The sequence below is a fragment of the Pseudonocardia xinjiangensis genome (assembly GCF_012911925.1).
GTDB lineage: Bacteria > Actinomycetota > Actinomycetes > Mycobacteriales > Pseudonocardiaceae > Pseudonocardia > Pseudonocardia xinjiangensis.
The window spans coordinates 1-24,743 of record NZ_JAAXKY010000114.1 but is presented as its reverse complement, the minus strand read 5'-3'; the positions used below and the strand labels follow the sequence as shown (position 1 = coordinate 24,743).

At 70.8% G+C, this 24,743-nt stretch carries 30 protein-coding genes, 1 pseudogene and 1 riboswitch; of the genes and pseudogenes, 13 read left to right on the top strand and 18 right to left on the bottom strand.

Going from position 1 to position 24,743, the window contains the following annotated elements; all coding sequences use genetic code 11:
- The first annotated feature begins 70 nt into the window (after positions 1–70).
- A complete protein-coding gene (lipB, locus tag HF577_RS27310) occupies positions 71–823 on the top strand; it encodes a lipoyl(octanoyl) transferase LipB (RefSeq protein ID WP_169398837.1) in 753 nt (250 codons plus the stop codon).
- A 6-nt stretch (positions 824–829) separates the two neighbouring features.
- Here lipB and HF577_RS27305 read toward each other — a convergent pair whose 3' ends face one another.
- Complete coding sequence (locus HF577_RS27305; protein ID WP_169398836.1) at positions 830–1,045, bottom strand: hypothetical protein; 216 nt, start codon at positions 1,043–1,045, stop codon at positions 830–832.
- Between the two features lie 70 nt (positions 1,046–1,115).
- Between HF577_RS27305 and HF577_RS27300 the strand changes: the two genes are divergently transcribed.
- Complete coding sequence (locus HF577_RS27300) at positions 1,116–2,264, top strand: serine hydrolase (protein WP_169398835.1); 1,149 nt, start codon at positions 1,116–1,118, stop codon at positions 2,262–2,264.
- Between the two features lie 23 nt (positions 2,265–2,287).
- Positions 2,288–2,773 carry an ArsR/SmtB family transcription factor gene (locus tag HF577_RS27295; RefSeq protein WP_169398834.1) on the top strand — a complete coding sequence of 162 codons (486 nt, stop codon included), beginning with the start codon at positions 2,288–2,290 and terminating at the stop codon, positions 2,771–2,773.
- Positions 2,774–2,800: 27 nt separating this feature from the next.
- Here HF577_RS27295 and HF577_RS27290 read toward each other — a convergent pair whose 3' ends face one another.
- On the bottom strand, positions 2,801–3,736 hold the full coding sequence (locus tag HF577_RS27290) for an LLM class F420-dependent oxidoreductase (protein ID WP_169398833.1): 936 nt from the start codon (positions 3,734–3,736) through the stop codon (positions 2,801–2,803).
- Positions 3,737–3,847: 111 nt separating this feature from the next.
- Between HF577_RS27290 and lipA the strand changes: the two genes are divergently transcribed.
- Together lipA and HF577_RS27280 are read left to right on the top strand one after the other, a co-directional pair.
- Positions 3,848–4,849, top strand: a complete 1,002-nt coding sequence (lipA, locus tag HF577_RS27285; protein ID WP_169398832.1) for a lipoyl synthase — start codon at positions 3,848–3,850, stop codon at positions 4,847–4,849.
- Positions 4,850–4,937: 88 nt separating this feature from the next.
- Positions 4,938–5,666, top strand: a complete 729-nt coding sequence (locus tag HF577_RS27280; RefSeq protein WP_169398831.1) for a DUF4191 domain-containing protein — start codon at positions 4,938–4,940, stop codon at positions 5,664–5,666.
- Positions 5,667–5,672: 6 nt separating this feature from the next.
- Here the strand turns inward: HF577_RS27280 and HF577_RS27275 are convergent, their stop codons facing one another.
- The 3 genes from HF577_RS27275 to HF577_RS27265 are packed head-to-tail and all read right to left on the bottom strand — an operon-like array spanning position 5,673 to position 7,547.
- Positions 5,673–6,452: a MerR family transcriptional regulator gene (locus tag HF577_RS27275; protein WP_169398830.1), complete on the bottom strand. Its 780-nt coding sequence runs from the start codon at positions 6,450–6,452 to the stop codon at positions 5,673–5,675.
- Positions 6,449–7,039: a GyrI-like domain-containing protein gene (locus tag HF577_RS27270; protein ID WP_169398829.1), complete on the bottom strand. Its 591-nt coding sequence runs from the start codon at positions 7,037–7,039 to the stop codon at positions 6,449–6,451. The genes HF577_RS27275 and HF577_RS27270 overlap by 4 nt, the downstream gene beginning before the upstream one ends.
- Before the next feature lie 34 nt (positions 7,040–7,073).
- On the bottom strand, positions 7,074–7,547 hold the full coding sequence (locus HF577_RS27265; RefSeq protein ID WP_169398828.1) for an RDD family protein: 474 nt from the start codon (positions 7,545–7,547) through the stop codon (positions 7,074–7,076).
- Between the two features lie 156 nt (positions 7,548–7,703).
- Between HF577_RS27265 and glnA the strand changes: the two genes are divergently transcribed.
- A complete protein-coding gene (gene glnA, locus HF577_RS27260) occupies positions 7,704–9,128 on the top strand; it encodes a type I glutamate--ammonia ligase (protein WP_169398827.1) in 1,425 nt (474 codons plus the stop codon).
- A gap of 644 nt (positions 9,129–9,772) precedes the next feature.
- A complete protein-coding gene (locus tag HF577_RS40265; protein WP_169398826.1) occupies positions 9,773–10,732 on the top strand; it encodes a cold-shock protein in 960 nt (319 codons plus the stop codon).
- Here HF577_RS40265 and HF577_RS27250 read toward each other — a convergent pair.
- On the bottom strand, positions 10,687–11,031 hold the full coding sequence (locus HF577_RS27250; RefSeq protein WP_169398825.1) for a hypothetical protein: 345 nt from the start codon (positions 11,029–11,031) through the stop codon (positions 10,687–10,689). The genes HF577_RS40265 and HF577_RS27250 overlap by 46 nt on opposite strands.
- 539 nt (positions 11,032–11,570) lie before the next feature.
- On the opposite strand from HF577_RS27250, the gene HF577_RS27245 reads away from it, so the two are divergent.
- Positions 11,571–11,819, top strand: a complete 249-nt coding sequence (locus HF577_RS27245) for a type II toxin-antitoxin system Phd/YefM family antitoxin (protein ID WP_169398824.1) — start codon at positions 11,571–11,573, stop codon at positions 11,817–11,819.
- Complete coding sequence (locus HF577_RS27240) at positions 11,816–12,196, top strand: PIN domain-containing protein (protein ID WP_169398823.1); 381 nt, start codon at positions 11,816–11,818, stop codon at positions 12,194–12,196. The genes HF577_RS27245 and HF577_RS27240 overlap by 4 nt, the downstream gene beginning before the upstream one ends.
- 181 nt (positions 12,197–12,377) lie before the next feature.
- Here HF577_RS27240 and HF577_RS27235 read toward each other — a convergent pair whose 3' ends face one another.
- The 3 genes from HF577_RS27235 to HF577_RS27225 all read right to left on the bottom strand — a co-directional run bounded on the left by HF577_RS27235 (position 12,378) and on the right by HF577_RS27225 (position 14,167).
- Entirely contained in the window at positions 12,378–12,692 is a 315-nt protein-coding gene (locus HF577_RS27235; protein WP_169398822.1) for a DMT family transporter, read from the bottom strand.
- A gap of 9 nt (positions 12,693–12,701) precedes the next feature.
- Positions 12,702–12,763, bottom strand: a riboswitch (guanidine-III (ykkC-III) riboswitch).
- Positions 12,764–12,809: 46 nt separating this feature from the next.
- Positions 12,810–13,412, bottom strand: a complete 603-nt coding sequence (locus HF577_RS27230) for a TetR family transcriptional regulator (RefSeq protein WP_169398821.1) — start codon at positions 13,410–13,412, stop codon at positions 12,810–12,812.
- A gap of 47 nt (positions 13,413–13,459) precedes the next feature.
- Positions 13,460–14,167, bottom strand: coding sequence for an SDR family NAD(P)-dependent oxidoreductase (locus tag HF577_RS27225; RefSeq protein ID WP_169398820.1), 708 nt, complete (start codon positions 14,165–14,167; stop codon positions 13,460–13,462).
- Positions 14,168–14,373: 206 nt separating this feature from the next.
- On the opposite strand from HF577_RS27225, the gene HF577_RS27220 reads away from it, so the two are divergent.
- From HF577_RS27220 to HF577_RS27210, 3 genes are read left to right on the top strand one after another with little or no spacing between them, the layout of a single operon-like run.
- On the top strand, positions 14,374–14,976 hold the full coding sequence (locus HF577_RS27220; protein ID WP_169398819.1) for a sulfite oxidase-like oxidoreductase: 603 nt from the start codon (positions 14,374–14,376) through the stop codon (positions 14,974–14,976).
- Positions 14,946–15,695, top strand: coding sequence for a ferredoxin reductase (locus tag HF577_RS27215; protein WP_169398818.1), 750 nt, complete (start codon positions 14,946–14,948; stop codon positions 15,693–15,695). Before HF577_RS27220 ends, HF577_RS27215 begins: the two co-directional genes overlap by 31 nt.
- Positions 15,692–15,955 (top strand): DUF6510 family protein, encoded by a 264-nt coding sequence (locus HF577_RS27210; RefSeq protein WP_169398817.1) that lies wholly within the window; start codon positions 15,692–15,694, stop codon positions 15,953–15,955. The genes HF577_RS27215 and HF577_RS27210 overlap by 4 nt, the downstream gene beginning before the upstream one ends.
- Positions 15,956–15,982: 27 nt before the next feature.
- Here HF577_RS27210 and HF577_RS27205 read toward each other — a convergent pair whose 3' ends face one another.
- The 9 genes and pseudogenes from HF577_RS27205 to HF577_RS39430 form a co-directional block, all read right to left on the bottom strand.
- The gene (locus tag HF577_RS27205; RefSeq protein ID WP_169398816.1) at positions 15,983–16,921 is read right to left on the bottom strand and encodes an urease accessory protein UreD; all 939 of its coding nucleotides are present in this window, start codon (positions 16,919–16,921) and stop codon (positions 15,983–15,985) included.
- Positions 16,918–17,613: an urease accessory protein UreG gene (gene ureG, locus HF577_RS27200; RefSeq protein WP_169398815.1), complete on the bottom strand. Its 696-nt coding sequence runs from the start codon at positions 17,611–17,613 to the stop codon at positions 16,918–16,920. Before ureG ends, HF577_RS27205 begins: the two co-directional genes overlap by 4 nt.
- A gap of 17 nt (positions 17,614–17,630) precedes the next feature.
- On the bottom strand, positions 17,631–18,335 hold the full coding sequence (locus HF577_RS27195; protein ID WP_169398814.1) for an urease accessory protein UreF: 705 nt from the start codon (positions 18,333–18,335) through the stop codon (positions 17,631–17,633).
- Positions 18,336–18,369: 34 nt separating this feature from the next.
- Positions 18,370–20,088 carry an urease subunit alpha gene (gene ureC, locus HF577_RS27190; RefSeq protein WP_169398813.1) on the bottom strand — a complete coding sequence of 573 codons (1,719 nt, stop codon included), beginning with the start codon at positions 20,086–20,088 and terminating at the stop codon, positions 18,370–18,372.
- A complete protein-coding gene (gene ureB / locus HF577_RS27185) occupies positions 20,085–20,465 on the bottom strand; it encodes an urease subunit beta (RefSeq protein ID WP_169398812.1) in 381 nt (126 codons plus the stop codon). Before ureB ends, ureC begins: the two co-directional genes overlap by 4 nt.
- A 9-nt stretch (positions 20,466–20,474) precedes the next feature.
- Positions 20,475–20,777 carry an urease subunit gamma gene (locus tag HF577_RS27180; protein WP_169398838.1) on the bottom strand — a complete coding sequence of 101 codons (303 nt, stop codon included), beginning with the start codon at positions 20,775–20,777 and terminating at the stop codon, positions 20,475–20,477.
- A gap of 55 nt (positions 20,778–20,832) precedes the next feature.
- A pseudogene (locus HF577_RS27175) lies at positions 20,833–22,083 on the bottom strand (beta-propeller fold lactonase family protein); the annotation flags it as partial.
- Between the two features lie 124 nt (positions 22,084–22,207).
- Complete coding sequence (locus tag HF577_RS27170; protein WP_312859413.1) at positions 22,208–22,873, bottom strand: TetR/AcrR family transcriptional regulator; 666 nt, start codon at positions 22,871–22,873, stop codon at positions 22,208–22,210.
- Between the two features lie 2 nt (positions 22,874–22,875).
- Complete coding sequence (locus tag HF577_RS39430) at positions 22,876–22,998, bottom strand: hypothetical protein (RefSeq protein ID WP_281359878.1); 123 nt, start codon at positions 22,996–22,998, stop codon at positions 22,876–22,878.
- Between the two features lie 263 nt (positions 22,999–23,261).
- Between HF577_RS39430 and HF577_RS27165 the strand changes: the two genes are divergently transcribed.
- Positions 23,262–24,743, top strand: a 1,482-nt coding sequence (locus HF577_RS27165; protein ID WP_169398809.1) for an MFS transporter, incomplete at its 3' end; no start/stop codon positions are given.

The window sequence follows — 24,743 nt, the reverse complement described above, 5'->3', positions numbered from 1 at the left end:
CAGATCTGTATAAGAGACAGGGGCCACAGTGCGAGGCGGGGACGATCAGGGCGGGCGTAGCGTGACGCTCATGGGTACGCGCCTTGCTGTCCGGTCCTGTCGCCGCACCGCCGACCCCGTGCGGATCGACCGGCTCGGGACCGTCGACTACGTGTCCGCCTGGGACATCCAGCGGGAGAACGCCACCGCCCGCCGTGAGGGCACGGGCCCGGACGTGCTGATGCTGCTCGAGCACCCGTCCGTCTACACGGCGGGCAGGCGCACCCGGCCCGAGGACCGCCCCACCGACGGCAGCCCGGTGGTCGACGTCGACCGCGGCGGGCGGATCACCTGGCACGGCCCGGGCCAGCTCGTCGGCTACCCGATCGTGGCGCTGACCGAGCCGCTCGACGTCGTCGACTTCGTGCGGCGGCTGGAGGAGGCGCTGATCCGGGTGGTGCACGACCTCGGCGTCACCACGGCGGGCCGGATCGAGGGCCGCAGCGGCGTCTGGCTGCCCGCCGACGACCTCCGCCCGGAGCGCAAGATCGGCGCGATCGGGGTGCGGGTGCAGGGTGGGGTCACCCAGCACGGCTTCTCGCTGAACTGCGACCCCGACCTCGCCGAGTTCGACCGGATCGTGCCCTGCGGCATCACCGACGCCGGCGTCAGCTCACTGTCGGTCGAGCTGGGCAGGCGCGTCGGGGTGGACGAGGTGCGCGAGGCGGCGGCCGACGCCGTCATCGCGGCGCTCGACGGCACGCTGCCCGTGGCCGAGCACGTGGTGCCGAGGGTGGCCGACCCCGCCGGGCTGGACCTGCAGCTGCACCCGTCGCTGCGCTGACCTGGGTCATTCCGAGCGCTCGGGCGGCTCCGGAGTGGTGTCGGCCTTCACCCGCCGGGCGTGGTGCCCCGCCACACCGAACGCGACGCCGAGCGCGGCTCCGATCGCGATCCCGAAGGCGACGTTGTCGACGAGCATGCCGATCGGGAGCCCGATGGCCATTCCGAGCGCGATGCCGGTGCCTGGGGACAGGCTCTTCTTCTTGCCCGGTTCGTCCTGCATGACCGCACCGTACCGATAGCCACGTCTTTCCTGCTACGGTCTTCCGTAATTTCGACATCACGGAGGACCGATGACCCTCAGCCGTCGCCAGCTGATCGTCACCACCGCGCTGCTGGCCGTGGGTACGGCCTGCACGGCGGCTCCTCCAGCGACGACGACACCCGCGCAGCCGCGGCCGATCGACAGCGCCGACGCACTGGTGGACTGGATCGCCGCGCATCCGGGCGCCGCCTCCGTGCTCGTGGACGACGGGCGCGGCCGGCGCGTGGCGCATCTCGCCGACCGGTCCCGGCCGCTGGCCTCGGCGGCCAAGGTCGTGCACCTCACGGCCTACGCCCAGGCGGTGGTCGCCGGTCGACTCGACCCCGACGCCCGGGTGTCCGTGGCGGAGTGGGAGCGCTGGTACGTGCCGGGCACCGACGGCTCCGCCCACCGGCAGGCGCTGCAGATGCTGGGCGTCGGTCCCGACGACACGGTGCGCTGGGACGACCTGGTCGCCGTGATGACCGCCGCCAGCGACAGCGCCGTTCCCGACCTGCTCCGCGAGACCCTCGGCGACGCCGCCCTCGTGGCGGCGGCGACCGCCGGCGGCTGGACCGCACCTGATCTCCCCAGCTTCGGCGGGGAAGGGCTCCTCACCCCCGGCGCGTTCACCGACGACCCGCCGCCCGGCCCCGCGGACCGGCGTGCCGCCGCCGTCGCCGCGCTGCGCCGCTATGCCGGCGATCCCGCGTGGCGCGCCGCCGTCGCGCAGCGGGCCGCGGCCATCGAGGCCGCTGCCCAGGACCCAGCGGCGCAAGCTGCCCCACCGGCCGCGGACCCGGCACTGGACCGGCTGATGGAGTGGTTCGACGGCGGCCCCGCCGGCACCGTCGCGCAGCTCGCCGGGATGCACCGCGCCGCCGCGACGGACGGGTTCGGGGCGGAGGTCGCCGCGATCGTGCGCGGACACCTGGAGCGTCCGCTGGCCGACCGCCTTCCCCCCGGGGTGCTCGGCGCGGGACAGAAGGGCGGGAGCCTGCCGGGGATCCTCACCAACGCCGTGACGGTCCGCCGAGCCGACGCCACCGTGGGCGTGGCCGTGGTCGCGCTGTCCGGCATGCCGCTGCCGGACTACCAGCAGGCACTCACCGCGGGGGCGCCGCTGCTGCTCAGCCAGCAGGTGCTGCTCGACGACGCCCTGCTCACGCGGCTCGGCACGGCCGTCGGAGTGCGGTGACCGACGGCGGGCATGCTGGCGGTGTGCACCCGGACGCCGACCTCCTGCAGCGCCTCGCCGACCTGGAACGCCGGGTGGCGGCACTGGAGGCACCCGGAGCCGCCGCCGGGCCCGCGAAGCAGCGGGGCCCGAGCGGGGCCGGGGTCGTCCGGTACTCGGGAGAGGTCGATCTCCACGGCGACATCACGTGGGAGATCGCGCTCGACGCCCGGGCTGCACTCGACCTCGACGACGAGCCCCGGGTCGCCGTGCTCGCGGCGCTCGGACATCCGGCGCGGGCCCGGATCGCCCGCATCCTGCTCACCGACGGCGCGCTCGGCACGGCGGCCCTGCAGCAGGCCGCCGGGCTCGCCTCCACCGGGCAGCTCTACCACCACCTGCGCTCCCTGACCCACTGCGGGCTGGTGGAACAGGACGGCCGGGGGTCCTACCGGATCGCCCCCCGGGCGGTCGTCCCGGTGCTGGTGCTGCTGACCGCGGCCGCGGACGTGGCGGGGCAGCTCCGGTAGTTCCCGGCAGGTGTCAGTGCAGACGCCTCAGCGCAGCTGCGGAGCGACCTCCGCCGCGATCAGCTCGATCTGCTCGATGTCGCCGAGGTCGAGAAGCTGCAGGTAGATCCGGGTAATGCCGGTCTTCTCCCGCCACTGCCCGAGCCGGTCGACGATCTCGGAGACCGTGCCCGCCAGCCCGTCCGCCCTCAGCTCGTCGACCTTGCGGCCGATCGCCTGGCACCGGGCGGCCACCTCGGCGTCGTCGCGGCCGACGGCGATCGTGTTCGCGACGGAGTAGACCAGCTCGGCCGGGTCACGCCCGATCTCCCGGCAGGCCGCGCCGACCCGTTCGAACTGGGTGGCGCTGACCTCCGGTGAGCTGAAGGCGACGTTGAACTCCGTGGCGAACCGGGCGGCGAGGGCGGGGGTGCGCTTCGGGCCGTGGCCACCGACGATCACCGGGACGTGCGGCTGCTGCACCGGCTTCGGCAGCGCCGGGGAGTCCGTGACCGTGTAGTGCGAGCCGGCGAACGAGTAGCGATCTCCCGGGAGCGTCCGCCACAGCCCGGTGATCACCTCCAGCTGCTCCTCCAGGACGTCGAACCGCTCCCGGACGCTGGGGAACGGGATGCCGTACGCGGCGTGTTCGGTCTCGAACCAACCGGCGCCCAGCCCCAGCTCGACCCGGCCGCCGGACATCTGGTCGACCTGCGCCACGGCGATCGCCAGCGGGCCGGGAAGCCGGAACGTCGCCGAGTTGACGAGCGTGCCCAACTTGATCCGTGACGTCTCGCGGGCCAGGCCGGCGAGGGTGATCCACGCGTCGGTCGGGCCGGGCTCGCCGGAGACGTCGCCCATCTTCAGGTAGTGGTCGGACCGGAAGAACGCGTCGTAGCCGGCGTCCTCGGTGGCCTTGGCGACGCGCAGCAGGTCGTCGTAGCTCGCCCCCTGCTGGGGCTCGGTGAAGATCCTGAGGTCCATACGGGAACGCTAACCCGTGCCCCGGGGGCCCCGCCGCGGGCGCCGACCAGCGCCGCCGCAGGTCACATCCGACGGAATCGTCGCGGTGCCCCGCGGCGTAGCCTGACGTTCGTGACGATCGCACCCGAGGGTCGCAAGCTCCTGCGTCTCGAGGTCCGCAACAGCGAGACCCCGATCGAGCGCAAGCCGCCGTGGATCCGCACCCGAGCGCGTACCGGTCCGCAGTACACCGAGCTGAAGAGCCTCGTGCGTTCCGGCGGCCTGCACACGGTGTGCGAGGAGGCCGGCTGCCCCAACATCTACGAGTGCTGGGAGGATCGCGAGGCCACGTTCCTCATCGGTGGGGAGCAGTGCACGCGGCGGTGCGACTTCTGCCAGATCGACACCGGTAAGCCCGCCGACCTCGACCGCGACGAACCGCGCCGGGTCGCCGAGTCGGTGCGCACCATGGGCCTGCGCTACTCCACGGTCACCGGCGTCGCGCGCGACGACCTGCCCGACGGTGGTGCGTGGCTCTACGCGGAGACCGTCCGGCAGATCCACGGTCTCAACCCGGGCACCGGCGTGGAGCTGCTGATCCCGGACTTCAACTCCCGCGACGACCAGCTCGGCGAGGTGTTCGGGTCCCGTCCCGAGGTGCTCGCGCACAACCTGGAGACGGTGCCGCGGATCTTCAAGCGGATCCGTCCCGCGTTCCGCTACGAGCGGTCCCTCGAGGTGATCACCAAGGCCCGCGCGGCCGGGCTGGTCACCAAGTCCAACCTCATCCTGGGCATGGGCGAGACCCCGGAGGAGGTCGTCGCCGCGCTGCGCGACCTCCATGACGCCGGATGCGAGATCATCACGATCACGCAGTACCTGCGGCCCTCGGCCCGCCACCACCCCGTCGAGCGGTGGGTGAAGCCGGAGGAGTTCGTCGAGCACTCCGCCGCGGCGGAGGAGCTGGGGTTCGCCGGGGTGATGGCCGGTCCGCTGGTGCGCTCGTCGTACCGGGCCGGTCGGCTCTACGCGCAGGCCGTCGCGCACCGGGGCGAGGAGCTTCCCGAGGGTCTCGCCCACCTGGCCACCGAGGGCGCCGCCGCCCAGGAGGCCCGGTCCCTGCTGGCCCGCTGAAGCCCCGGGACCCCCGTGCCGACACGGCTGCGGTGACCGGTGGAGATCTGCCCGCGATCACGGCTGGGCGACCCGTATCCTGAGCCGTATGGCCGGTAAGCCCGACAAAGCAGCGAAGCAGGAAGCCAAGCGCGCCAAGCGCGCGGCATCGAAGGCGCGCCGCAAGCAGATCTTCGAGGCGTTCAAGATGCAGCGCCGGGAGGACAAGGCGCTCATCCCCTGGATGGTCGGCGTCTTCCTGCTGTCGGTGGTGGTCGTCTTCGGCATCGGGCTGATCTTCAACCTGCACTGGATCCTGCTGCCGATCGGCATCGCGATCGGCGTGCTGGCGGCCATCAGCATCTTCGGCAGGCGGGTGCAGCGCTCGGTCTACACGAAGGCCGACGGCCAGCCCGGCGCCGCAGGCTGGGCGCTGGACAACATGCGCGGCCAGTGGCGCGTCACGGCCGGCATCGCCGGCACCACCCACCTCGACGCCGTGCACCGGGTGATCGGCCGGCCCGGCATCATCCTCGTCGCCGAGGGCGCCCCGCACCGCGTGAAGAGCCTGCTCGCGCAGGAGAAGAAGCGCACCGCGCGGGTGGCGGGCAGCACCCCGATCTACGACGTGGTCGTGGGCAACGAGGACGGCATGGTGCCGCTGAAGCAGTTGCAGCGCCACATCATGAAGCTGCCGCGCAACATCAGCGCGAAGGACATGGAGTCCCTCGAGGCACGGCTCGCCGCGCTGGGCTCGCGCGCCGCGGCGATGCCGAAGGGGCCGATGCCGGCCGGGGCGAAGATGCGCAGCGTGCAGCGCACCGTCCGGCGCCGCTGAGCCGCATCACGGTTCCAGGGCCAGCGACACCCGGGTGACGAGCTCGTCGGGGGCCACGGTGCCCGGGTCGGTCAGGTAGGTCTCCGTCACCGGTCCCCTGACCTGGTGCCCTCGCTCGCGGACGTGCTCCAGCACCGCCGTGTAGGCCAGCGGCAGCTCCTCGTAGGGCCCGACGTGCAGGGTCGCGGCCCACGGTCCGCCGGGCAACGCCACGGCCACCTCGGACGTTCCGGGCGGCGCGGGCACCCCGACGGCCGCGTCGAACTCGTCCACCAGGTCCAGCGGGAAGACCCCGACCAGCGGTTCGCGCCCGTTCCCCGCGCCGGTCCGCAGCACGGCGGCGCAGAGCGCCGCGGCGTCCACGTCGAGGGCGTCGGCCCGGACCCTCCCGGTCAGGCCGACCAGCCACAGCGGCGCGCGCTCGGCGATCCCGACGTCGTAGCGCACCCGCCGCGGCGCGAGCAGGAGCGCATCGAGGGAACGCAGCACCTGCTCGCGCCGGGCCATCTCGGCCGCAACGTGCTCGCGCTGGGCGGCGAGCACGGCCGCCACGGTCTTCTCGTCCGGTGCCGCGAGCACCTCGCGCACCACGGGCAGCGGCACGTCGAGGCCCCGCAGCAGCGCGATCGTGGTGGCCGTGCGCACCTGGTCGGAGCGGTAGTAGCGATAGCCCGACCGCGGGTCGACCGACGCCGGGACCAGCAGCCCCTCGGCGTCGTAGTGCCGCACGGCCTCGACCGTGAGACGCGCCAGCCGCGCGAACGCCCCGATCGGCATCAGACTCATCGCACGGGGGCCACCGGCACCTGCAGGAGGGTGCGCAGGTCGGCGGGCGGCGTCGAGCCGGGATCGTCGAGGTAGATCTCGGTGTGCGGGCCCGTCGCCACGAGCCCCTGCCGGGCGACGAACGCGGAGAGCGCCTCGAGCGACGGCCCCTCGGCCGCGTACGGGCCCCGGTGCAGCAGGCGGGCCACGCGCTGCCCCGCCTGCCGTCGCAGCTGCACCGGAGCTCCCGACGAGGCCGCCTCGGCAGCGACGGAGGCCTCGGACGCGCGCGGCGGGGCGGGCACGAGCAGGCGCCAGACCCAGCCGTGGGGGGATGCCAGGTCGAAGGGCTGCCCGTCGGCGGAGGAGAGGCTGCCGCCCTGGCTGTAGGTGCCCTCCAGCAGCACGTCCTGATCGGCGCCGAGCGCGAGCCGCGTGGCGAACAACGCGCTCACCGCCGCGGCGAAGGACGGGTCCTCCGGAGCGCCCCTGCCGTCGACGGCGAGCACGTCACGGGCCGCGAGGTCGACGAGAGGGGGGGTCGTTCCGGTCGGGGGCGTTCCGGTCGACCGCGGGGTCGGGTCGGGGCTGAGGGTGTCGGCGTCCATGCCGTCGACGCTCCGGTGTCCTGTACGGGGAGGGTCAAGCCCGGGTGCGCACGACGATGGTGCGCGCGGCCCGGTCGTGCCAGCCGCGCCCGTCGCCGTCACGGGCGACCGCGGGAAGGACCAGCGCGATCAGGGCCGTGCGCAGCAGCGCCCTCGGAATCCCGATCACGGGGGCGGAGTCGATCGAGGCGACCCTGATGCCCAGGAGTGTCATCCCCGCGCTCGCGCCGAACACCGCGACCGGCACGGCCGTGAGCAGGAACCAGATGCCGAGCACCGCCCACGAGAGGTTCGGTCCGCCGATCTCGTCCGAGCCAAGGACCAGCAGCGCGATCAGGTAGCCCAACAGCCAGTCGACCAGTAACGCGCCGAGCCGGCGCCCGAACCCGGCCACCGAGCTGACCCCCTCGGCCGGCAGGCCGAAGCGTTGGCCCGGATGGCCGTCGGCGCCGCGTCCGGGTGGCCCCGTGCTCGATCCGGGCATCCAGGACTCGATCCAGCGCGCCATGGCGTCTAGCGTAGGGGCGCGACACCGGAGGGACAGCTTGCCCAGTCCGTTAACCTCCGTGAAACGGCCGAGTGACCGCTGGGCAACAACGCGCCCATAGCGTCGCCAGCGAGAGTGGTCATTCGACCCCCATGCCGTTCGAAGGAGTCATCGAGGGTGTTCAGCAACTCCGAAGAGGTTCTGAGCTTCATCAAGGACGAGAGCGTCGAGTACGTCGACATCAGGTTCTGCGACCTCCCGGGAGTCATGCAGCACCTCACGGTGCCCGCGGCCACGTTCACGCAGGACCTGCTGGACGACGGCATCGCGTTCGACGGCTCGTCGGTGCGCGGCTTCCAGGCCATCAACGAGTCCGACATGGCGCTGTTCGCGGACGCCGCCACGGCCCGGCTCGACCCGTTCCGCAAGCACAAGACGCTCAACATCAACTTCTTCGTGCACGACCCGATCACCGGGGAGCCCTACAGCCGCGACCCCCGCAACGTCGCGCGCAAGGCGGAGGAGTACCTGCGCGCCTCGGGCGTGGCCGACACCTGCTTCTTCGGTGCCGAGGCCGAGTTCTACATCTTCGACTCGGTGCGCTTCGGGTCCGACCCGCACCAGCAGTACCACCACATCGACTCCGTCGAGGGCTGGTGGAACACCGGCCGTGAAGAGGTCGGCGGCAACCAGGGCTACAAGGTGCCGTTCAAGGGCGGGTACTTCCCCGTGCCGCCCGTGGACCACTACGCCGACCTGCGTGACGACATCGTCGCCCACATGATCTCCAGCGGCTTCGAGGTCGAGCGTGGCCACCACGAGGTGGGCACCGCGGGCCAGGCCGAGATCAACTACAAGTTCAACACCCTGCTCCACGCGGCCGACGACGTGATGCTGTTCAAGTACCTCGTCAAGAACACGGCCTGGGCGGCCGGCAAGACGGCCACCTTCATGCCGAAGCCGCTCTTCGGCGACAACGGCTCGGGCATGCACGCCCACCAGTCGCTGTGGAAGGACGGCCAGCCGCTGTTCCACGACGAGTCCGGCTACGGCGGCCTGTCCGACACCGCCCGCTACTACATCGGCGGCCTGCTGCACCACGCCCCGAGCCTGCTGGCGTTCACCAACCCCACGGTGAACTCCTACCACCGCCTGGTGCCGGGCTTCGAGGCTCCGGTCAACCTGGTGTACTCGGCGCGCAACCGGTCGGCCTGTATCCGGATCCCGCTCACGGGCAACAACCCCAAGGCCAAGCGCCTGGAGTTCCGCTGCCCCGACTCCTCGGGCAACCCGTACCTGGCGTTCTCCGCGATGATGATGGCCGGCATGGACGGCATCAAGAACAAGATCGAGCCGGCCGCGCCGATCGACAAGGACCTCTACGAGCTTCCGCCCGAGGAGGCCAAGGACATCGCGCAGGTCCCGGGCAGCCTGAGCGCGGTCATCGACCGGCTCGAGGAGGACCACGAGTACCTGCTCGAGGGTGGCGTCTTCACCCCCGACCTGATCGAGACCTGGATCTCCTACAAGCGGGAGAACGAGATCGACCCGCTGCGGCTGCGCCCGCACCCGTACGAGTTCGCGCTGTACTACGACGTCTGATTCAGGCGTTTCGCTGACCATCTAGGCAGCGACAAAACGGCGGTTGACCTGGCAAGACGCCTTCCGGCGCTTGTCAGTGTCAACCGCCGTTTTTCGTGCTCGTGCGCCACGGGTGCGCCACGAACGAAGATCGTCTTCCAAGGCTTGGCGACGCTGTGAGCAGCAGTCCGAGGCAGTCACCGCCCGCCGTCCCGCCTCCGCTGATCATGGCCGCGCGCCACGAGACGCCGGATGATCATGGTTCCGCACTGTTTGCCCCGTTCGTCCGAGTCGTGGTCGGTGACAGCCGTGCCTGAGCTTCGCGTCGGTCGCGCCCTCCCGACAGACGTCGCTCGCCTGCTGGAGGTCCGGCACGCGGCCTTCTCCCGGTACGCGCCGTCGGCGTACTCCCCCGAGCAGGTCCCGCACCTGCCAGCAGCTCCGGTATGAGTTTGGGCGATACCGGCGCTGACCCGGTCGTGAGCACGATGGAGCAGCAGCGGCTGGTCGAGAACCGGCTCTGAGAATTGATCGAGCCCCTGCTGCCCGAGCCTCCGCCAGCGCGCGGGCCCGCACCGCCCCCCTGTGGGCCCCCGGCCCGACGGACCGCGAGGTCGGTCGGGGAGACTGGGGCCAGTACCCGCCCTCCCGACCTGGAGCCTTCAATGCCGCAAGGGACCGTCCGTTGGTTCGACACCGAACGGGGTTTCGGCTTCCTCGCGCCCGAGGACGGCTCGCCGGATGTGTTCGTGCACGCCTCCGAGATCGTCGGGGACGGCGGCGCGACAGTGCTCCGCGAGGGCCAGGCCGTCGTGTTCGAGGTCGGCGAGAACGACCGCGGGCCCCAGGCGCTGCGCGTTCGCGTCACCGCCGACGCGGCCGCCGACAGCGCCGTGGGCCTGCTCGGCACCGTCACCTGGTACGAGCCGGGCAAGGGCTACGGCTTCGCCTCGCCCGACGGCGGCGGCGCCGACATCTTCGTGCACAGCTCCGCCATCGTGACCGGCGGCGTGCTCATCGAGGGGCAGCGGGTGGCGTTCCTGGTCGTGGAGGGCGAGCGCGGCCCGCAGGCCGGGCACGTGATCCCGCTGGGAGCGGGGGCCGGCCTGCCCGCTGCGGCCAGCACCACGGGCACCGCGGACGGCACCGACGGTGCTGATGGCACGGTGGCCTGGTACGACGAGGACAAGGGCTTCGGCTTCATCAACCCCGACTCCGGCGCCGGGGACGTCTTCGTCCACGCCCGGGCCCTGGCCGAGGGGCTGACGTGGCTCGCCGAGGGCGACCGCATCGCCTACGAGGTGGCCAGTGGGGACAGGGGTCCGCAGGCCCGCGACGTGCACCTGGTCCGGGGCGCCGAGCCCCAGACGGCGCCGCAGCGGTCGGCACCAGCCGTAGGGCCGGTATCGCGGGAGGTGCCCGTACGAGGCGGTGAGGGTGTCGTCGCGCGCTACGACGGCGACCGCGGCTTCGGGTTCATCACCCCGGACGCGGGCGGAGACGATCTCTTCGTCCACGTGTCGGTGGTCATGGGGTCGGGGCCGCTGGAGAAGGGTGACCGGGTCCGGTACGCGGTGCGTCAGAGCGACCGGGGCCCGCAGGCCGACCGCGTCGAACGCCTCTGAAGTCGAACCGCCAGGCGCAGCACGAACAGGTAGTCCGGCAGGCTCCTCAGTCTGCCCGGACCGTAGGCCGCCATGCCGTACCCGAAGCCTTCCTCCACCTCGCGCCCGAATGACACTGGCAACCCGTCGAGCAGCTTCCGGACCTGCCCGCGCTTCGTCGCCGCCAAGCTGCTGCTGTCCTTGATCTGCCACACGTACAGCGCCTCGGCAGCCAGCCGCTGCCCCTCCGGGCCCTCGGCGCGTGCCTGGCCGAGCAGCTTGTCCTGGAACTCCCTCGAACCGTTGTCGGGGGTTGTCACGATCTGCTCGTATAGCGACTCCAACGCCGCCGGCGTTCACACCGCGGACTGCGGCGAGAACAGCGAACCGCCATTAGCCACCACGTCGAGCCACGTGCGGGTGAGGGTATAGAGGATCGAACGGTCGAGCAGGCGCGGCACGGGTCTCCTCACGAGGCCGGGGCCCTCGTGCTTCACGACGGAATCGGACATGCACATCATGGCGCCAGCGCGCATCAGCGGCTCGGCGACAGCTTATCGGCCTGCACGACGCCCTCGATCTCCTCGGATGCCGTGCGGCCCATCCCGAGGTCGGAGCCGATAGATCGGTCTCGACATCCGCCGAACCCTGCCAGCACCGGTCAAGGTCGTCGATGCCACGACAACTCAAACACTAGATCGAGCCGGCCAGCCCATCACCCGGTACGTCCTGCTTTGCATCGGTACCCCAGCGCGGCAACACGCCATCGAATTCCGAGCGAAACAACCATCGCTCGAATCGAGAATGGTATGGCAGGATCGACTATCACCCCTGTCGCACAAGTGCTACAGTTGCAGTCATGGATGAGGTCGGACTCCGCGAGATGCGGCAAAACGCCAGCGACCTTGTACGCCGGGCCGAAGCAGGCGAACACCTGACCATCACCGTTTCCGGACGCCCAGCTGCCGTGCTCGGCCCGGTCAATCCGCGCACTTGGCGCAAGTGGGTCGACCTGGAGCCGCTGTTCGCCGGACCCACCGATCCCAACTGGGCTGACGACCGCGATCACCTCGACGAAGCCCCTGTCGACCCGTGGTCCCGCGCGTGAGCCGCGGCATCCTCGACACCAGCATCCTGATCGACACCGACGTCAGCCCCATCCCCGGCGAGCTCGCGATCAGCACCATCAGCATCGCCGAACTGCAGTTCGGCGTCCTCGTCGCACCCGAGCACGCGCGCGCCGCCCGCCTGTTCAGGCTCAGCGCCATCCAGCGCCGCTTCGACCCCCTGCCCGTCGACGACGCCGTCTCCGACAGCTACGCCCAGCTCGCCGCCCGCGTCACGGCCGTCGGCCGTCAACCCCGCGCCCGCGTGATGGACCTGCTCATCGCCGCTACCGCCCACGCCCACAACGCCACCATCTACACCCGCAATCCGAAGGATCTCGCAGGTCTTGAAGACCTCGTCACAATCGCGGTCGTTTGACCCGCCGCGAGCCCTGGCCTGGTTCTCGTGCGCCACAGATGCGCCACGAACAGCCTGTTGATCTCCATATCCGCAGTTCAGAAGCATGTAGCGTGCTGATCTACGACGTCTGACCGGCTGACGACGACGGCCCGGTGGTCCTCCCCTCAGGGGGAGCCGCCGGGCCTTCGTCGTCTTGTGGTCAGTGGCTCGCCTTCAGGCCGATCACGCCACCGATGATCATGAGGAGAAAAACGATCTTCAGGGCCGAGGTGGACTCGGCTCCGGTGACCATCGCATGGACGACGGTGAGAGCGGCGCCGATGCCCACCCACACCGCGTAGGAGGTGCCGGTGGGCAGAGCGCGCATGGCGTAGGCGAGGCCGGCCATGCTGGCGATGAGGGCCACGACGAAGATCACCGACGGGACCGGCCGGGTGAAGCCCTGAGATCTGCCCAGCGCGGTGGCCCAGACTGCTTCGAGCACGCCGGACAGCACGAGAACCAGCCAAGACATGACAACTCCGGTGTGCCGTCTTGTCGCTGTCCGGGTACGGCACCCTCGTCCGGGAGCCCGCAGGGCTCTGCATCCACCGTGTCACGCACCGGCCGAGTCGCGCAAACGCCGCGTTGATCAGGGCGTGACGACGCTCCGCACGGCAGCCAGGAGTGCGGCCCGGTGCTCGTCCAACCGGTCGGCGGAGCTCGGTTCGTCGCCTGCGGCCGCGCGCAGGGCCGCCGGCGCGCTGAGCCAGCTCTCGGTCATGCGCAGGACGAGCGCGAACAGGTCGGCCGCCGGGATGTCGGTGCGCAGCCGGCCCTCGCGCTGCGCCGCGGCGACCGCCTCCAACCGGTCGCGGTAGGTGGCCACCTCCGTATCGGTCGGCTCGGCGCGTTCGAAGGCGCGCCAGACGGCGATGCGGCGGGCCTCGGGGTGGGCCAGGACGTAGTCGAACCGGGTCGCGGCGAACGCGATCAGGTCCCCGCCCTGCAGCGGCACGGCCGCGGTGACCGCCTGCGCCTGGTCGTCGACCACGGCGTCGAACAGCCGGTCCTTGTCGCCGAAGTACACGTAGATCAGCCGCTTGTTGGCGCCCGCGCGGTCCGCGATGCGGTCGATGCGGGCCCCGGCCAGCCCGTACTCGGCGAACTCCTCGGTCGCGGCGCGCAGCAGGAGCGCCTTGGTCGCCTCGGCGTCGCGGGGACGTGGTCGGCGCTCTGCCGATGACGCGGACATGTCGTTCACTCCATCCGGAGTAGCGGGTACGCGGGTTGCGGGCCCGGTCACCAGGGGATCGGACCGGTGGTGTCGAAGAACCCACCGGTGGGGCCGTCCGGCCCGACCTGGGCCATCCGGACGATGACCTCAGCGCCCTGCTCGACGGTCTGCGTGCCGGCGTGGTGGTTGAGGTCGGTGGCGGTGAAGCCGGGGTCGACGGCGTTGATCCGGATGCCGGGGAACGCCTTCGAGTACTGCACCGTCAGCATGTTGACCGCGGCCTTGGACGACGGGTAGGCGATGTCGGGGTAGAAGTGTGCCGGGTTCACCGGGTCCCCGAGGTCGCGCGTCAACGACAGGCCACTGCTGACGTTGACCACGACCGGGGCGGCGGACTCCGCCAGCAGCGGCAGGAACGCGTGCAGCATCCGGACCTGGCCGAACACGTTGGTCTCGAACACCTCGCGGACCGAGTCGGCGGTGACGTCGGCGACGGGGACGAACCCCCCGTCGGCGGTGCGCGGCTCGACGCCGGCGTTGTTGACCAGCACGTCCAGCCCGCCGTCGGCCTCGATCGCCTTCGCCGCGGCCGCCACGGACGGGTCGTCGGTCACGTCGAGCTGCACGAAACGCGCGCCGAGCTCGGCGGCGGCCGTGCTGCCGCGCGCGACGTCGCGGGCGCCCGCGTACACGGTGTGGCCCGCGGCCACCAGCTGCCGGGTGACTTCGTAGCCCAGGCCCTTGTTCGAGCCGGTGATGAGAACGGTGGACATCGGAACTCCCTACTTCTAACTAACCGTATACTTAACGATAGCGCCGGTCGCTAAATCAGTCAACGGTTAGTTACCTGGGGACCGGGGAGTCGACTGGGGAGTTCACGGGCGCGAACGAGGCGCACCGGGGAGCAGGGTGCCCTCATGGAGATTTCAGCAAGGAGCCGGGAGCGGGCCACCGGCGTCCGACCCTGCCGGTAGGCGCGATGGCACTGTCGCCGAACTTCCACAGCAGACGACGCACCGACGTCGATCCGGCACGGGTCCCGCCCGGCCAGTACGTCACCTCGGGGTTTCCGGTGCTGTCGGCCGGACCGACACCGAAGACACCACCAGCGGACTGGACCTTCACGGTCCGAGGCGCCGTCGACCGACCCCGGACCTGGACGTGGGACGAGTTCCGGAACCTGCCGAGCGAAACGATCACCGTCGACATCCACTGCGTCACGAAGTGGTCGAAGCTCGACACATCGTGGACCGGTGTCTCACTCGAGACGCTGCTCGGCGGAACCCGGACCCAGGCACAGCACGTGCTTGCCTTCAGCGACGGTGGCTACACGACGAACATGCCGCTTGCCGACATCTCGGACGGAAGAGCGTGGTTGGTGTACGCCTACGACGGCGCACCGCTGGCCCCGGAGCACGGCGGGCCGGTCCGGCTGCTCGTCCCCCACCTGTACTTCTGGAAGAGCGCCAAGTGGGTGCGTGGCCTCGAACTCCGCAACCAGGACGAGCCGGGCTTCTGGGAACGCTACGGCTACCACAACTACGGAGACCCATGGCGGGAACAGCGATACACGGGCGACTGAAGTGGCAGCTGGGCACGGTGGTCGAGCTCGTCGAGGAGACGCCGAACACCAGAAGCATCGCTCTTGCACTGTGCAACTGGCACGGTCATCGAGCAGGCCAGCACGTTGACGTCCGCCTGACCGCCGACGACGGCTACCAAGCGCAGCGGAGCTACTCGATCGCCTCGGCTCCGGAGGACCGCAACGTCGTGCTGACCGTCGAACGGCTGGCCGACGGTGAGGTGTCGCCCTACCTGGTCGACGAACTCCGGATCGGCGACCAGGTCGAGGTGCGGGGTCCGATCGGCGGCTACTTCGTGTGGGAGGCCACCTGCGAACGTCCGGTACTGCTCGTTGCAGGAGGCTCGGGCGTCGTGCCGTTCCGTTCGATGTTGCGGCACCACCGGGCGGCAGGTGGCGCAGCACCGATACGGCTGCTGTATTCGGCCCGTTCGCAGTCGGCACTCATCTACCGCGACGAGCTCACCCGCATGTCCGGGTACCCGGAGATCGACATCCGCATCACACTCACCCGTGAGCAGCCAGGTGGCTGGGACGGGTATCGGGGCCGGATCGACCGGGGATTCATCGACCTGGTGGCGTGGCCGCCTGCTGACCGTCCGCTCGTCTACGTCTGCGGGCCGACCGCATTCGTCGAGACGGCGGCGGACGCACTCGTAACGCTCGGGCACGCGCCCGACCTGATCAGAACGGAACGCTTCGGCGGGACGGGAACATGATGAGCCTGTTGGACGGCAACGCGATCGCAGGCACGCTGCGCTCGGTGTTCGGCAAGGAGATGACGACGGCCGTCGGAACCTGCGCGACGTGCGGGGAGAGCAGCCGCCTCGCGGAGCTGCGGGTCTACCTCGATGCGCCCGGCGTCGTGGGCCGTTGCGCGAACTGCGAGAGCGTCCTGGTGGTCATCGTGGAGAACCGCGGGATCGCGTGCGTGGACGTCTCGGGTTTCGCTGCGCTGGATCAACCCACCCCGGTGTGATGCCGCCTGCGGTGTGCCGGCCGCGGCTCAACCCTTGCGGAGATCGGGGGCCGGGGCCCCGACCAGGGACGTGCGCGCCCCGCTCCAGGCCGTGCGCATCGCCGCCTGGACCGCCGTGGACGTGTGCCCGAGCATGCGCACAGCGGCGCCGCACCCGGCAGGCAGCTCGCTGACGCCGGCAAGCACGTCCGGTACCTCGGCGAGCGCGTCCCGAAGCAGCGCGACGAGGTCGGGCGGTGACATCCGCGAGCACATCACGAACAGCGTGGCCACGATGTCGTAGCCACCGAGCACGCCCGGCGACCGCGGGTCGCCCACCTGGCCGGGCCGGAGCCGGAGCGTGTCGGCGAACAGCAGCTTCCCGTCGAGGTCATAGGCCTCGGTCTCGGTCCAGTACAGGTCGTACGCGTGTGCCTCGTCGTGCGCGACCCTGCCGGGCAGGAGGATCTCACCGAGGATGACCGTCGCGTCCTCCGCTGCCGAGAGGGACGTCCGCTGGAACAGCCGCGACCCGCGAAACGGCACGACGGGATCGGGCAGGTACTCCAGCACGGCACCGGCACCGACGCGGAGGTTGATCAGCTGCGTCGCGAAGTTGTCCCGGGCGGCGAAGACCTTGGTCGAGGCCTGGGTCGTGACGTGGACAGCGGAGCCGGGCTCGCAGTCGATGTCCACCCGGCACCGGTCGCCCTGGACGATCCCGTCGCCTTGCTGCTGCAGGAAGACGAACGCCATGTCGGGCCGGCCGGGGTCCAGGTAGATCGGCCGGTAGATGTGCAGCGGAGCCCGCTGGTACTGCCGGATCACCTTCGTTCTCCCGGCGCGCTGGGCCAGCGCCAGATCGAGCACTCCCGTCTTCCCCGGGGCCCCGACCGCCAGGCCGTCCCGGACCGTGCCACCGAACGTGAGCAGTTCCTCGGGCAGCTCGGTGGGCGTGCACCACGCCAGGTCGTCCCGGCGGGTCATCTCGGGCCGGCGGTGGGAGCGAACCGGCCGATGACCCCACCGATCCGGTCCATGACCTCGGCGAGCCCGTCGCCGGTGAAGCAGTTGGTGAAGACGAAGGGCCGACCGGCACGCACAGCGCGGGCGTCCCGGTCCATCACCGACAGATCGGACCGGACGAAGTCGGCCAGGTCCACCTTGTTGATCACCAGGAGATCGGAGTGGGTCACCCCGGGGCCACGCTTGCGCGGGATCTTGTCACCCTGGGCGACGTCGATCACGAAGATGAAGTAGTCGGCGAGGGCCGAGCTGAACGTCAGCGTCAGGTTGTCGCCGCCCGACTCGACGAGCACGACGTCCGCATCGGTGAAGCGATGGGTCAGTTCGGTGACCGCGTCGAGGTTCATGCTCGGGTCGTCCCGCACCGCCGTGTGCGGGCAGGAGCCGGTCTCCACCCCCACGACCCGCTCCGGCGCGAGCACACCGGCGAGCGTGCGTCGCACGTGCTGGGCGTCCTCGCTGGTGAAGATGTCGTTGGTGACGACCAGCGGGCTGTGTCCGGCGGCGATGAGCAGTGGGACCAGCTCCTCGATCAGCGCCGTCTTACCCGAACCGACCGGCCCCCCGATGCCGATCCTGGCGATGCCCGGGGCCCGGACGCCGGCGAACCGGGACGTCGGGCCGTGGTCGTGCGTGTGGGTAGGTGGCTCCATGTCGCGTGTCCCATTCCTCAGCTGGCGAACAGCCGGAGTTCGGATTCCTCGTGCAGCATCGCCATGACATCCAGCAGCGGCGTGCAACTGGCGATATCGGGAACGTCCTTGTCGACGACGTGCAATGCCGCCTCGGCCATGACGGGGCGCACCTCGTGCAGCACGGCCTGAGCAGTGCTGTGGTCGGTCACTGCGAGCCGCACCGCGGCCGCGACCCAGTTGGCGGAGAACGCGAACAGCTCACCGGCCACCGACTCCGGACGCGGCACGCCGAGGCATGCGCTCACGACACCGAGAACCACCGCGTGGTTGCCCGGCGAGCGCCCACTCTGGACGTGCCTCGCGTAGTGCGACACCGCCCTGGCGCCGAAGGTGGACGTCGCGACGCGCAGCAGGGCCCGCCCCGTGCGCGTCGAGGTCTCCCTGGCCTCGCGTGAGAGCTTCACCGCGGTCAACCGTTCGTCGGCGCTCGTGACCAGCTCCAGATCGAGGGAGTCCGGGGTCGCCGTGGCACGGTGCGCACACACCAGCCCGATACCGTCCGACGGCGCGACGGCGAGCCGCAGGTGGTCACCCAGCAGGGCCGACAGCAGAGCGGGGTCGCCGGGCGTCGCCAGCCGACCGGTCTGCGCCAGCGTCTCCAGACCGGAGGACAGCGTGTAGCGGCCGCTGGGGAACGCCGAGTCGCTCAGCTGCAGAACGGAGAGGAATCCCGTCAACATTCGGAACCTCGCACCTGCCGCGGATGGCCCGGCATCAGACGATGTAGTACAGCTGTGACATCGACACCTCGCCGGCAGCAGGCACGACGGCCGGCTGACCGTCCACGGTGACCTGGTAGGTCTCGGTGTCCACGGAGATGTCAGGGGTCAGGTCGTTGCGCACCATCTGCGCCTTGCCGACCGTGCGGCACCCGCGCACCGCTTCCGTCCACCTGTCGATCCCGAGCCGCTCCATCACCCGGGCCTCGGCAGCGGCCTGCGATACGAACGTCACGGACGTACGCCCGGCCGCCTTTCCCATCCCGCCGAACATCGGTTGGAGCAACACGGGTTCCGGGGTCGGAATCGACGCGTTCGCGTCGCCCATCACCGACCAGGCGATCATGCCGCCCTTGATCACGCATTTCGGCTTGACGCCGAACATGTTCGTCGGCCACAGCACGATGTCGGCGATCTTGCCCGGCTCCAGCGAGCCGACGAGATGGCCGATGCCGTGCGTCAGTGCCGGGTTGATCGTCAGCTTCGCCAGGTAGCGCAGGATCCGCTGGTTGTCGTCACCAGCCGCTTCCCCTGGCAGGCTGCCGGTCAGCTTCTTCATCTTGTCCGCGGTGCGCCAGCAGGTCGCGACGGTGTCACCGACGCGACCCATGGCCTGCGAGTCCGACGAGTACATGCTCAGCACGCCCATGTCGTGCAGCACGTCCTCGGCCGCCTCGGTCTCGGCGCGGATCCGGGACTGGGCGAACGCCACGTCCTCCGGATTGTCCGGATTCAGATGGTGCGTCACGATCGTCATGTAGAACAGGTTGTCCGTCGTGTCCGTGGTGTAGGGACGCGTGGGATTGGTCGAGGACGGAAGCACGTTCGGCAACGACGCGATGGCCATCATGTCCGGAGCGTGGCCGCCGCCGGCGCCCTCGGTGTGGTAGCTGTGGATCGTCCGCCCGTCGATCGCGTCGAGCGTGTCCGCGAGGTACCCGCTCTCGTTGAGGGTGTCCGCGTGCAACGCCACCTGCACGTCGTACTCGCCGGCCACCTCGAGCGCGCAGTCGAGCGCGGCTGGTGTGGCGCCCCAGTCCTCGTGCACCTTCAACCCGCAGACGCCGGCCTCCACCTGCTCACGCAGGCCCTCCGGCCGGCTGCTGTTGCCCTTGCCCATCAAGCCGACGTTGACCGGGAGGGTCGCGGTCGCCTCCAGCATCCTCGCCATGTTCCACGGGCCGGGTGTGCACGTCGTGCCCTTGGAGCCGTCGGCGGGACCGGTGCCGCCGCCCAGCAGGGTGGTCACCCCGCTCGACAGGGCGTGCGGAACCTGTGCCGGCGTCAGGAAGTGCACGTGGGAGTCGATCGCACCAGCGGTGGCGACGAGACCCTCGCCGGAGATCACCTCCGTACCGGGCCCGATGGCGAGGTTCGCGGACACCCCGTCCTGCACGTACGGGTTGCCGGCCTGGCCGACACCGACGATCCGCCCGTCCTTCACCCCGATGTCGGCCTTGAGGATCCCCACCACCGCATCCATGACGACGACCGAGGTGATCACCAGGTCCAGCACGCCGTCGGCGTTGCGCAGTCCGGGTGCTTGCGCCATGCCGTCGCGGATCGACTTGCCACCGCCGTAGACCGCCTCCTCACCGGGCAGGATGCGGGTGCTGTCGACCCGGGCGATCAGCTCGGTGTCGGCCAGCCGGAACCGGTCGCCCGCTGTCGGACCGTAGAGCGACGCGTACTGCCGTCTCGGGACCGAGCTCATGGTCGATCGTCCATTCCGGAGAACCCCAGTTCGGCGGCCCGGGCCAAGGCCCGGCTCGACGTCCATCGGGCCGACATGCCACCGTCGAGCAGGCCGTTGAACCCGATCACCCGACCGGCACCGCCGAACTCGACCAGGTCGACGTCGCGCTCGTCACCGGGTTCGAAACGGATCGACTGGCCCGACGGCACGTCCAGGCGCATGCCCAGCGTCGCCGCCCGGCGGAAGTCCAACACCCGGTTCACTTCGAAGAAGTGGAAGTGGGAGCCGACCTGGATCGGCCGGTCACCGGTGTTGCGCACCGAGACGCGCAGGGTGCGTCGCCCGGTGTTGATCTCGATCGGGGCGTCGTCGAGCAACCACTCACCCGGAATCATCGTCAGCCCCTAGGGGATCGGGTTGGCCACGGCCAACAGTTGCGTGCCCGTACGGAAAGTGGCCTCGACCTGGACCACGTTCACCATCTCCGGCACACCGGGCAGCACGTCGTCCCGGCTCACCACCTGTTTGCCGAGCTCGGTCGCCTCGGCGACGGACTTGCCGTCCCGAGCCGCTTCCAGCAAGGCCTCGGTGATCAGAGCGATCGACTCGGGAAGATTCAGCTTGAGACCGCGATCTCTCCGCCTGCGCGCCAGCTCGGCGACCTGGTAGATCACCAGCTTCTCGGTTTCCCGGGGGCTGAGCATCAAGGACGACAGCGAGGTCTCGATACGTGGTTCTCCGGAGCCGCTGTGCACCGTCATGTCAGAACCCGGCCAGCCCCTGCGGGCTGTTGTAGGGGATCTCCGCACTGGTGACCTCGGTGAGCGAGCCATCAGGCTGGACCGCGTACCCGATGAGCGTCGAGGCGTTGGCGTAGATCTGGTACAGGTAACCACCGTCCGGGGTGATCCAGTTGTCGTTCGGGCCACTGCTGACCGTCCCGTTGAGCGCCCGGAACGTCCCGTCACCAGGCACCTTCTCGCACGCGGAATGGTGGACCAGTGAGATCACGTCGCCGTCGATGCGGAAGCTGCTGATGTGGCTGTAGCCGAAGTTCGTGGCGAAGACCCACTGGTCGTCGGGCGACACCGCCAGCCAGCACAGCTCGGACGGCAGCCCCCCGCCGGTGTCGATCTTCACCACCGGGCCGGTGCCGAGCTCACCGCGCTCGTCGAACGTCGCCAGTGCGATGCCGTCGGCGACGGCGTAACCGATGACGAGGCGATCCGGCCGGTGGTTCAGGAACGCGGGGTAGAACGGCGATGCGCCACCACCGTCCTGGAACAGGCCCTCTCCCAGCGAGCCGTTCGCCTGCACCGGGAAGACGACGATGCCGTCCGGGTCGGGCGCGTTGGACGCCACGGACTTCTTCGTGCCGTCGGGCTGGTCCGCCCAGAGGATCGGGGAGCCGTCCGGATTGGCCGCGGCCGGTTGGTCGAACGTGGTGCCGACGACCAGGAACTTCTCGTCCGGGGACAGCACGACCATCGTGGACACCCGCAGCGGCTTGTCCGGGGTGTTCACGGTGTAGCCCTCCGGCCGGGCTTTGAGCTTGCCCTCGCTGCTCACCGACATCAGGCGGACGTGGTCGGGGCCGAAGGAGTGCAGCACGAACAGCGTGCCGCTCGCCGCCGAGTACGCCAGCGACTTCGCGGTGCCGCTCCTGCCGGTGACGATGTTCCCGGTCCGCTTGACGTCCAGCAGCGTCAGCTTGCCGTCCTCGCCGACGCCGAAGCTCGAGACCGAGTTGTCACCACCGTTGGTGGTGAACAGGAACCGCTTGTCCGCCGTGACGATCACGCTGCCGGCCGCCTCGAAGGCGTTGGGCGCGCTCTCCTGCCCACTGATCGGCTTGTACAACCCGGAACCCGCTCCCCCGGTGGGGATGCGCCCCACCTCGGCGATCGAGCCGTCCGAAGCACGCGCGTAGTGGATGACGGCGTTCTCGACCTCGTTGGTCTGGATGTACACGTGACCGGTGGCGTGCATGCCGTGCTCCATATGCCTCTCCGTTTCCCGTTCTTCGGCACGGAGCGTTCCCCGGCGTCGATGTCCCTCGCATCAGGGGACACCCGAGCCACACAGCCCTGGTCATGCCCAGTCCGGGCAAGGGTCGGCGACCCGCTTCACCCGGGTGTCAGGGCTGCGTGACCGGGGCGAGCCAGACGCCGACGAGGGCGTCGATCAGGCCGGAGGCGGCGTCGTGCCAGGTGGCGCGGGGGGTGGGGGTGCCTTCGGCGAGGGCGCGCTCGCGCTCGGCGATGACGTGCACCATGAGGTGCCGGCCGATGTCGCCGCGTTCGATGCGGACCTCGACCGGCAGCGCGGGCAGGCAGCCGTTGAGCCCGTCGAGGATGCGGTGCAGCGCCGGCGAGGTCAGGGACTCCTCGATCATGATCTCCCGCAGGGCGGGGTCGGTCATGACCTGGGCACTGAAGCGGGCGTACCACGTGGGGGCGCCGAGCCCGTCGAGGTGCTCGGGGATGGGCCGCACGAGGCACGCGACCCAATCCCGCACCTCGGGGCTGTCGCCGACGTCGGCGAGCAGGCGTTCCCTGATCCGCTCGATCTGCTCGCTGTGGCGCCGGATGATGGCCCGGACCAGGTCGGTCTTGGTGCCGAAGTGGTAGCCGACCACGGCGGTGTTGCCCTGGCCCGCGGCTTCGCCGACCTGGCGGTTGGAGACGGCGTACACGCCGTGCTCGGCGAACAGCCGCTCGGCGGCGGCCAGGATGCGATCGCGGGTGACGGTGTTGCGCTCGGCGCGGGAGGCCCGCGGGCCGCGGGCGGCTTGTGCCGGCACGGTCACCACCGCACCGGGAGCTCGTCCACACCGCCGCCGACGGCCGGCCCCTCGGTGCGGGCCCGCGGAGGGTCGGCGACCCGCTGTTCCCTGCGGCTGCGATCGGCGAGCACCATGGCCGTCATCTTGCCGACCGTGACCGGCACCGCCACGACACGGCCGGGGAAGGCGCGCGCACTCCCACGTCCAGCGCGCTTCGCGGGGTCGGGTGCTGCAGGGTCCGCTCCGCGACGTCCCAGCCCATCGCCAACCCTCCTGTCCGACGTGCGGCGGGCACGACCGACACCGGCGCGCCGGTACCGAGTGAACCGCATCTGCTGGATTAACTCAACCGATTGATTTAGTCTTCGTCCGCCCTGCCCTCCCGCCGAGCCCGGAGCCGTCCCCGATGAGTTCACCCAGCGCGCCGGCGACCGGCCCCGCCGCAGGCCGGTCGCCCGCCACGGTTCTGGTGGCCGTGCTCGCGTTCGCCGGGATCGTGGTCTCGCTGATGCAGACCCTGGTCATCCCGCTGATTCCCCAGCTGCCGCAGCTGCTGAACGCCGCGCCTGCCGACACCACGTGGGCCATCACCGCGACACTGCTCGCCGGCGCCGTCGCCACCCCGACCGTGGGCCGGCTCGCGGACATGCTCGGCAAGCGCCGGATGCTCATGGTCTGCCTGATCGTCCTGGTGGCCGGCTCCGTGATCGCCGCGCTGAGCACCACGCTGGTGCCGCTGGTCATCGGCCGCGCGTTGCAGGGTCTGGCGGCAGGGGTGGTGCCGCTGGGGATCAGCCTGATGCGTGACCAGCTCCCTCCGGAGCGCCTCGGCTCGGCCACCGCCCTGATGAGCGCATCGCTCGGTGTCGGCGGTGCGCTCGGTCTGCCCATCGCCTCGCTGGTGGCCCAGTACGCCGACTGGCACGTCCTGTTCTGGGCCGCGGGCGGCATGGGGGCGATCGCCACCGTCCTCGTGGTCACCCTGATCCCGGAGTCACCGCAGCGCGCCGGGGGACGCTTCGACCTCGTCGGCGCCGTCGGCCTGTCGGTCACGCTGGTGTGCCTGCTGCTGGCCATCTCCAAGGGCGGTACCTGGGGCTGGGCCAGTGGGCTGACGCTCGGCCTGTTCGCCGTGGCGGTCGTCGCGCTGGCGACGTGGGGCTGGTGGGAGCTGCGCACCCCGCACCCGCTGGTCGACCTGCGCATCAGCCGGCGGCGCCAGGTGCTGCTCACCAACACCGCGTCGGCGGTGTTCGGGTTCTCGATGTTCGCGATGTCGCTCGTGCTGCCCCAGCTGCTGCAGCTGCCCACGGCAACCGGGTACGGGCTCGGCCAGTCGATCTTCGCCGCCGGCCTGGTCCTCGCCCCCGGCGGCCTGGTCATGATGGCGATGAGCCCGGTCTCCGCGCGGATCACGGCCGGCCCCGGCCCGCGCACCACCCTGATGCTCGGCGCGCTCGTCGTCGCCGTCGGCTACGGCCTGGGCGTGGTGCTGCACGCCACCATCTGGCAGCTCCTGCTGATGTCGGTGTTCATCAGTGCCGGCATCGGCCTCGCCTACGGCGCCATGCCCGCGCTGGTCATGGCCGCCGTGCCCGTCACGCAGACCGCCGCGGCGAACAGCCTCAACAACCTCATGCGCGCACTGGGCACCTCGATCGCGAGCGCCGTGGCCGGGGTGGTCCTCGCCCAGATGACCGTCCCGTTCGGCCCGGCCGCCGTGCCGTCGGAGAACGCCTTCCGCGTGGTTCTCGGCCTCGGCGCAGGCGCCGCCCTCGTCGCCCTCGCCATCGCCTCCTTCATCCCCCGCCGGCGCCCCGCCGCCGTCCCGGCGCCCGCACCGACCTCTCCCCTGCAGGAGCGGGACGACAGTGCGCTCCTCCTGGTC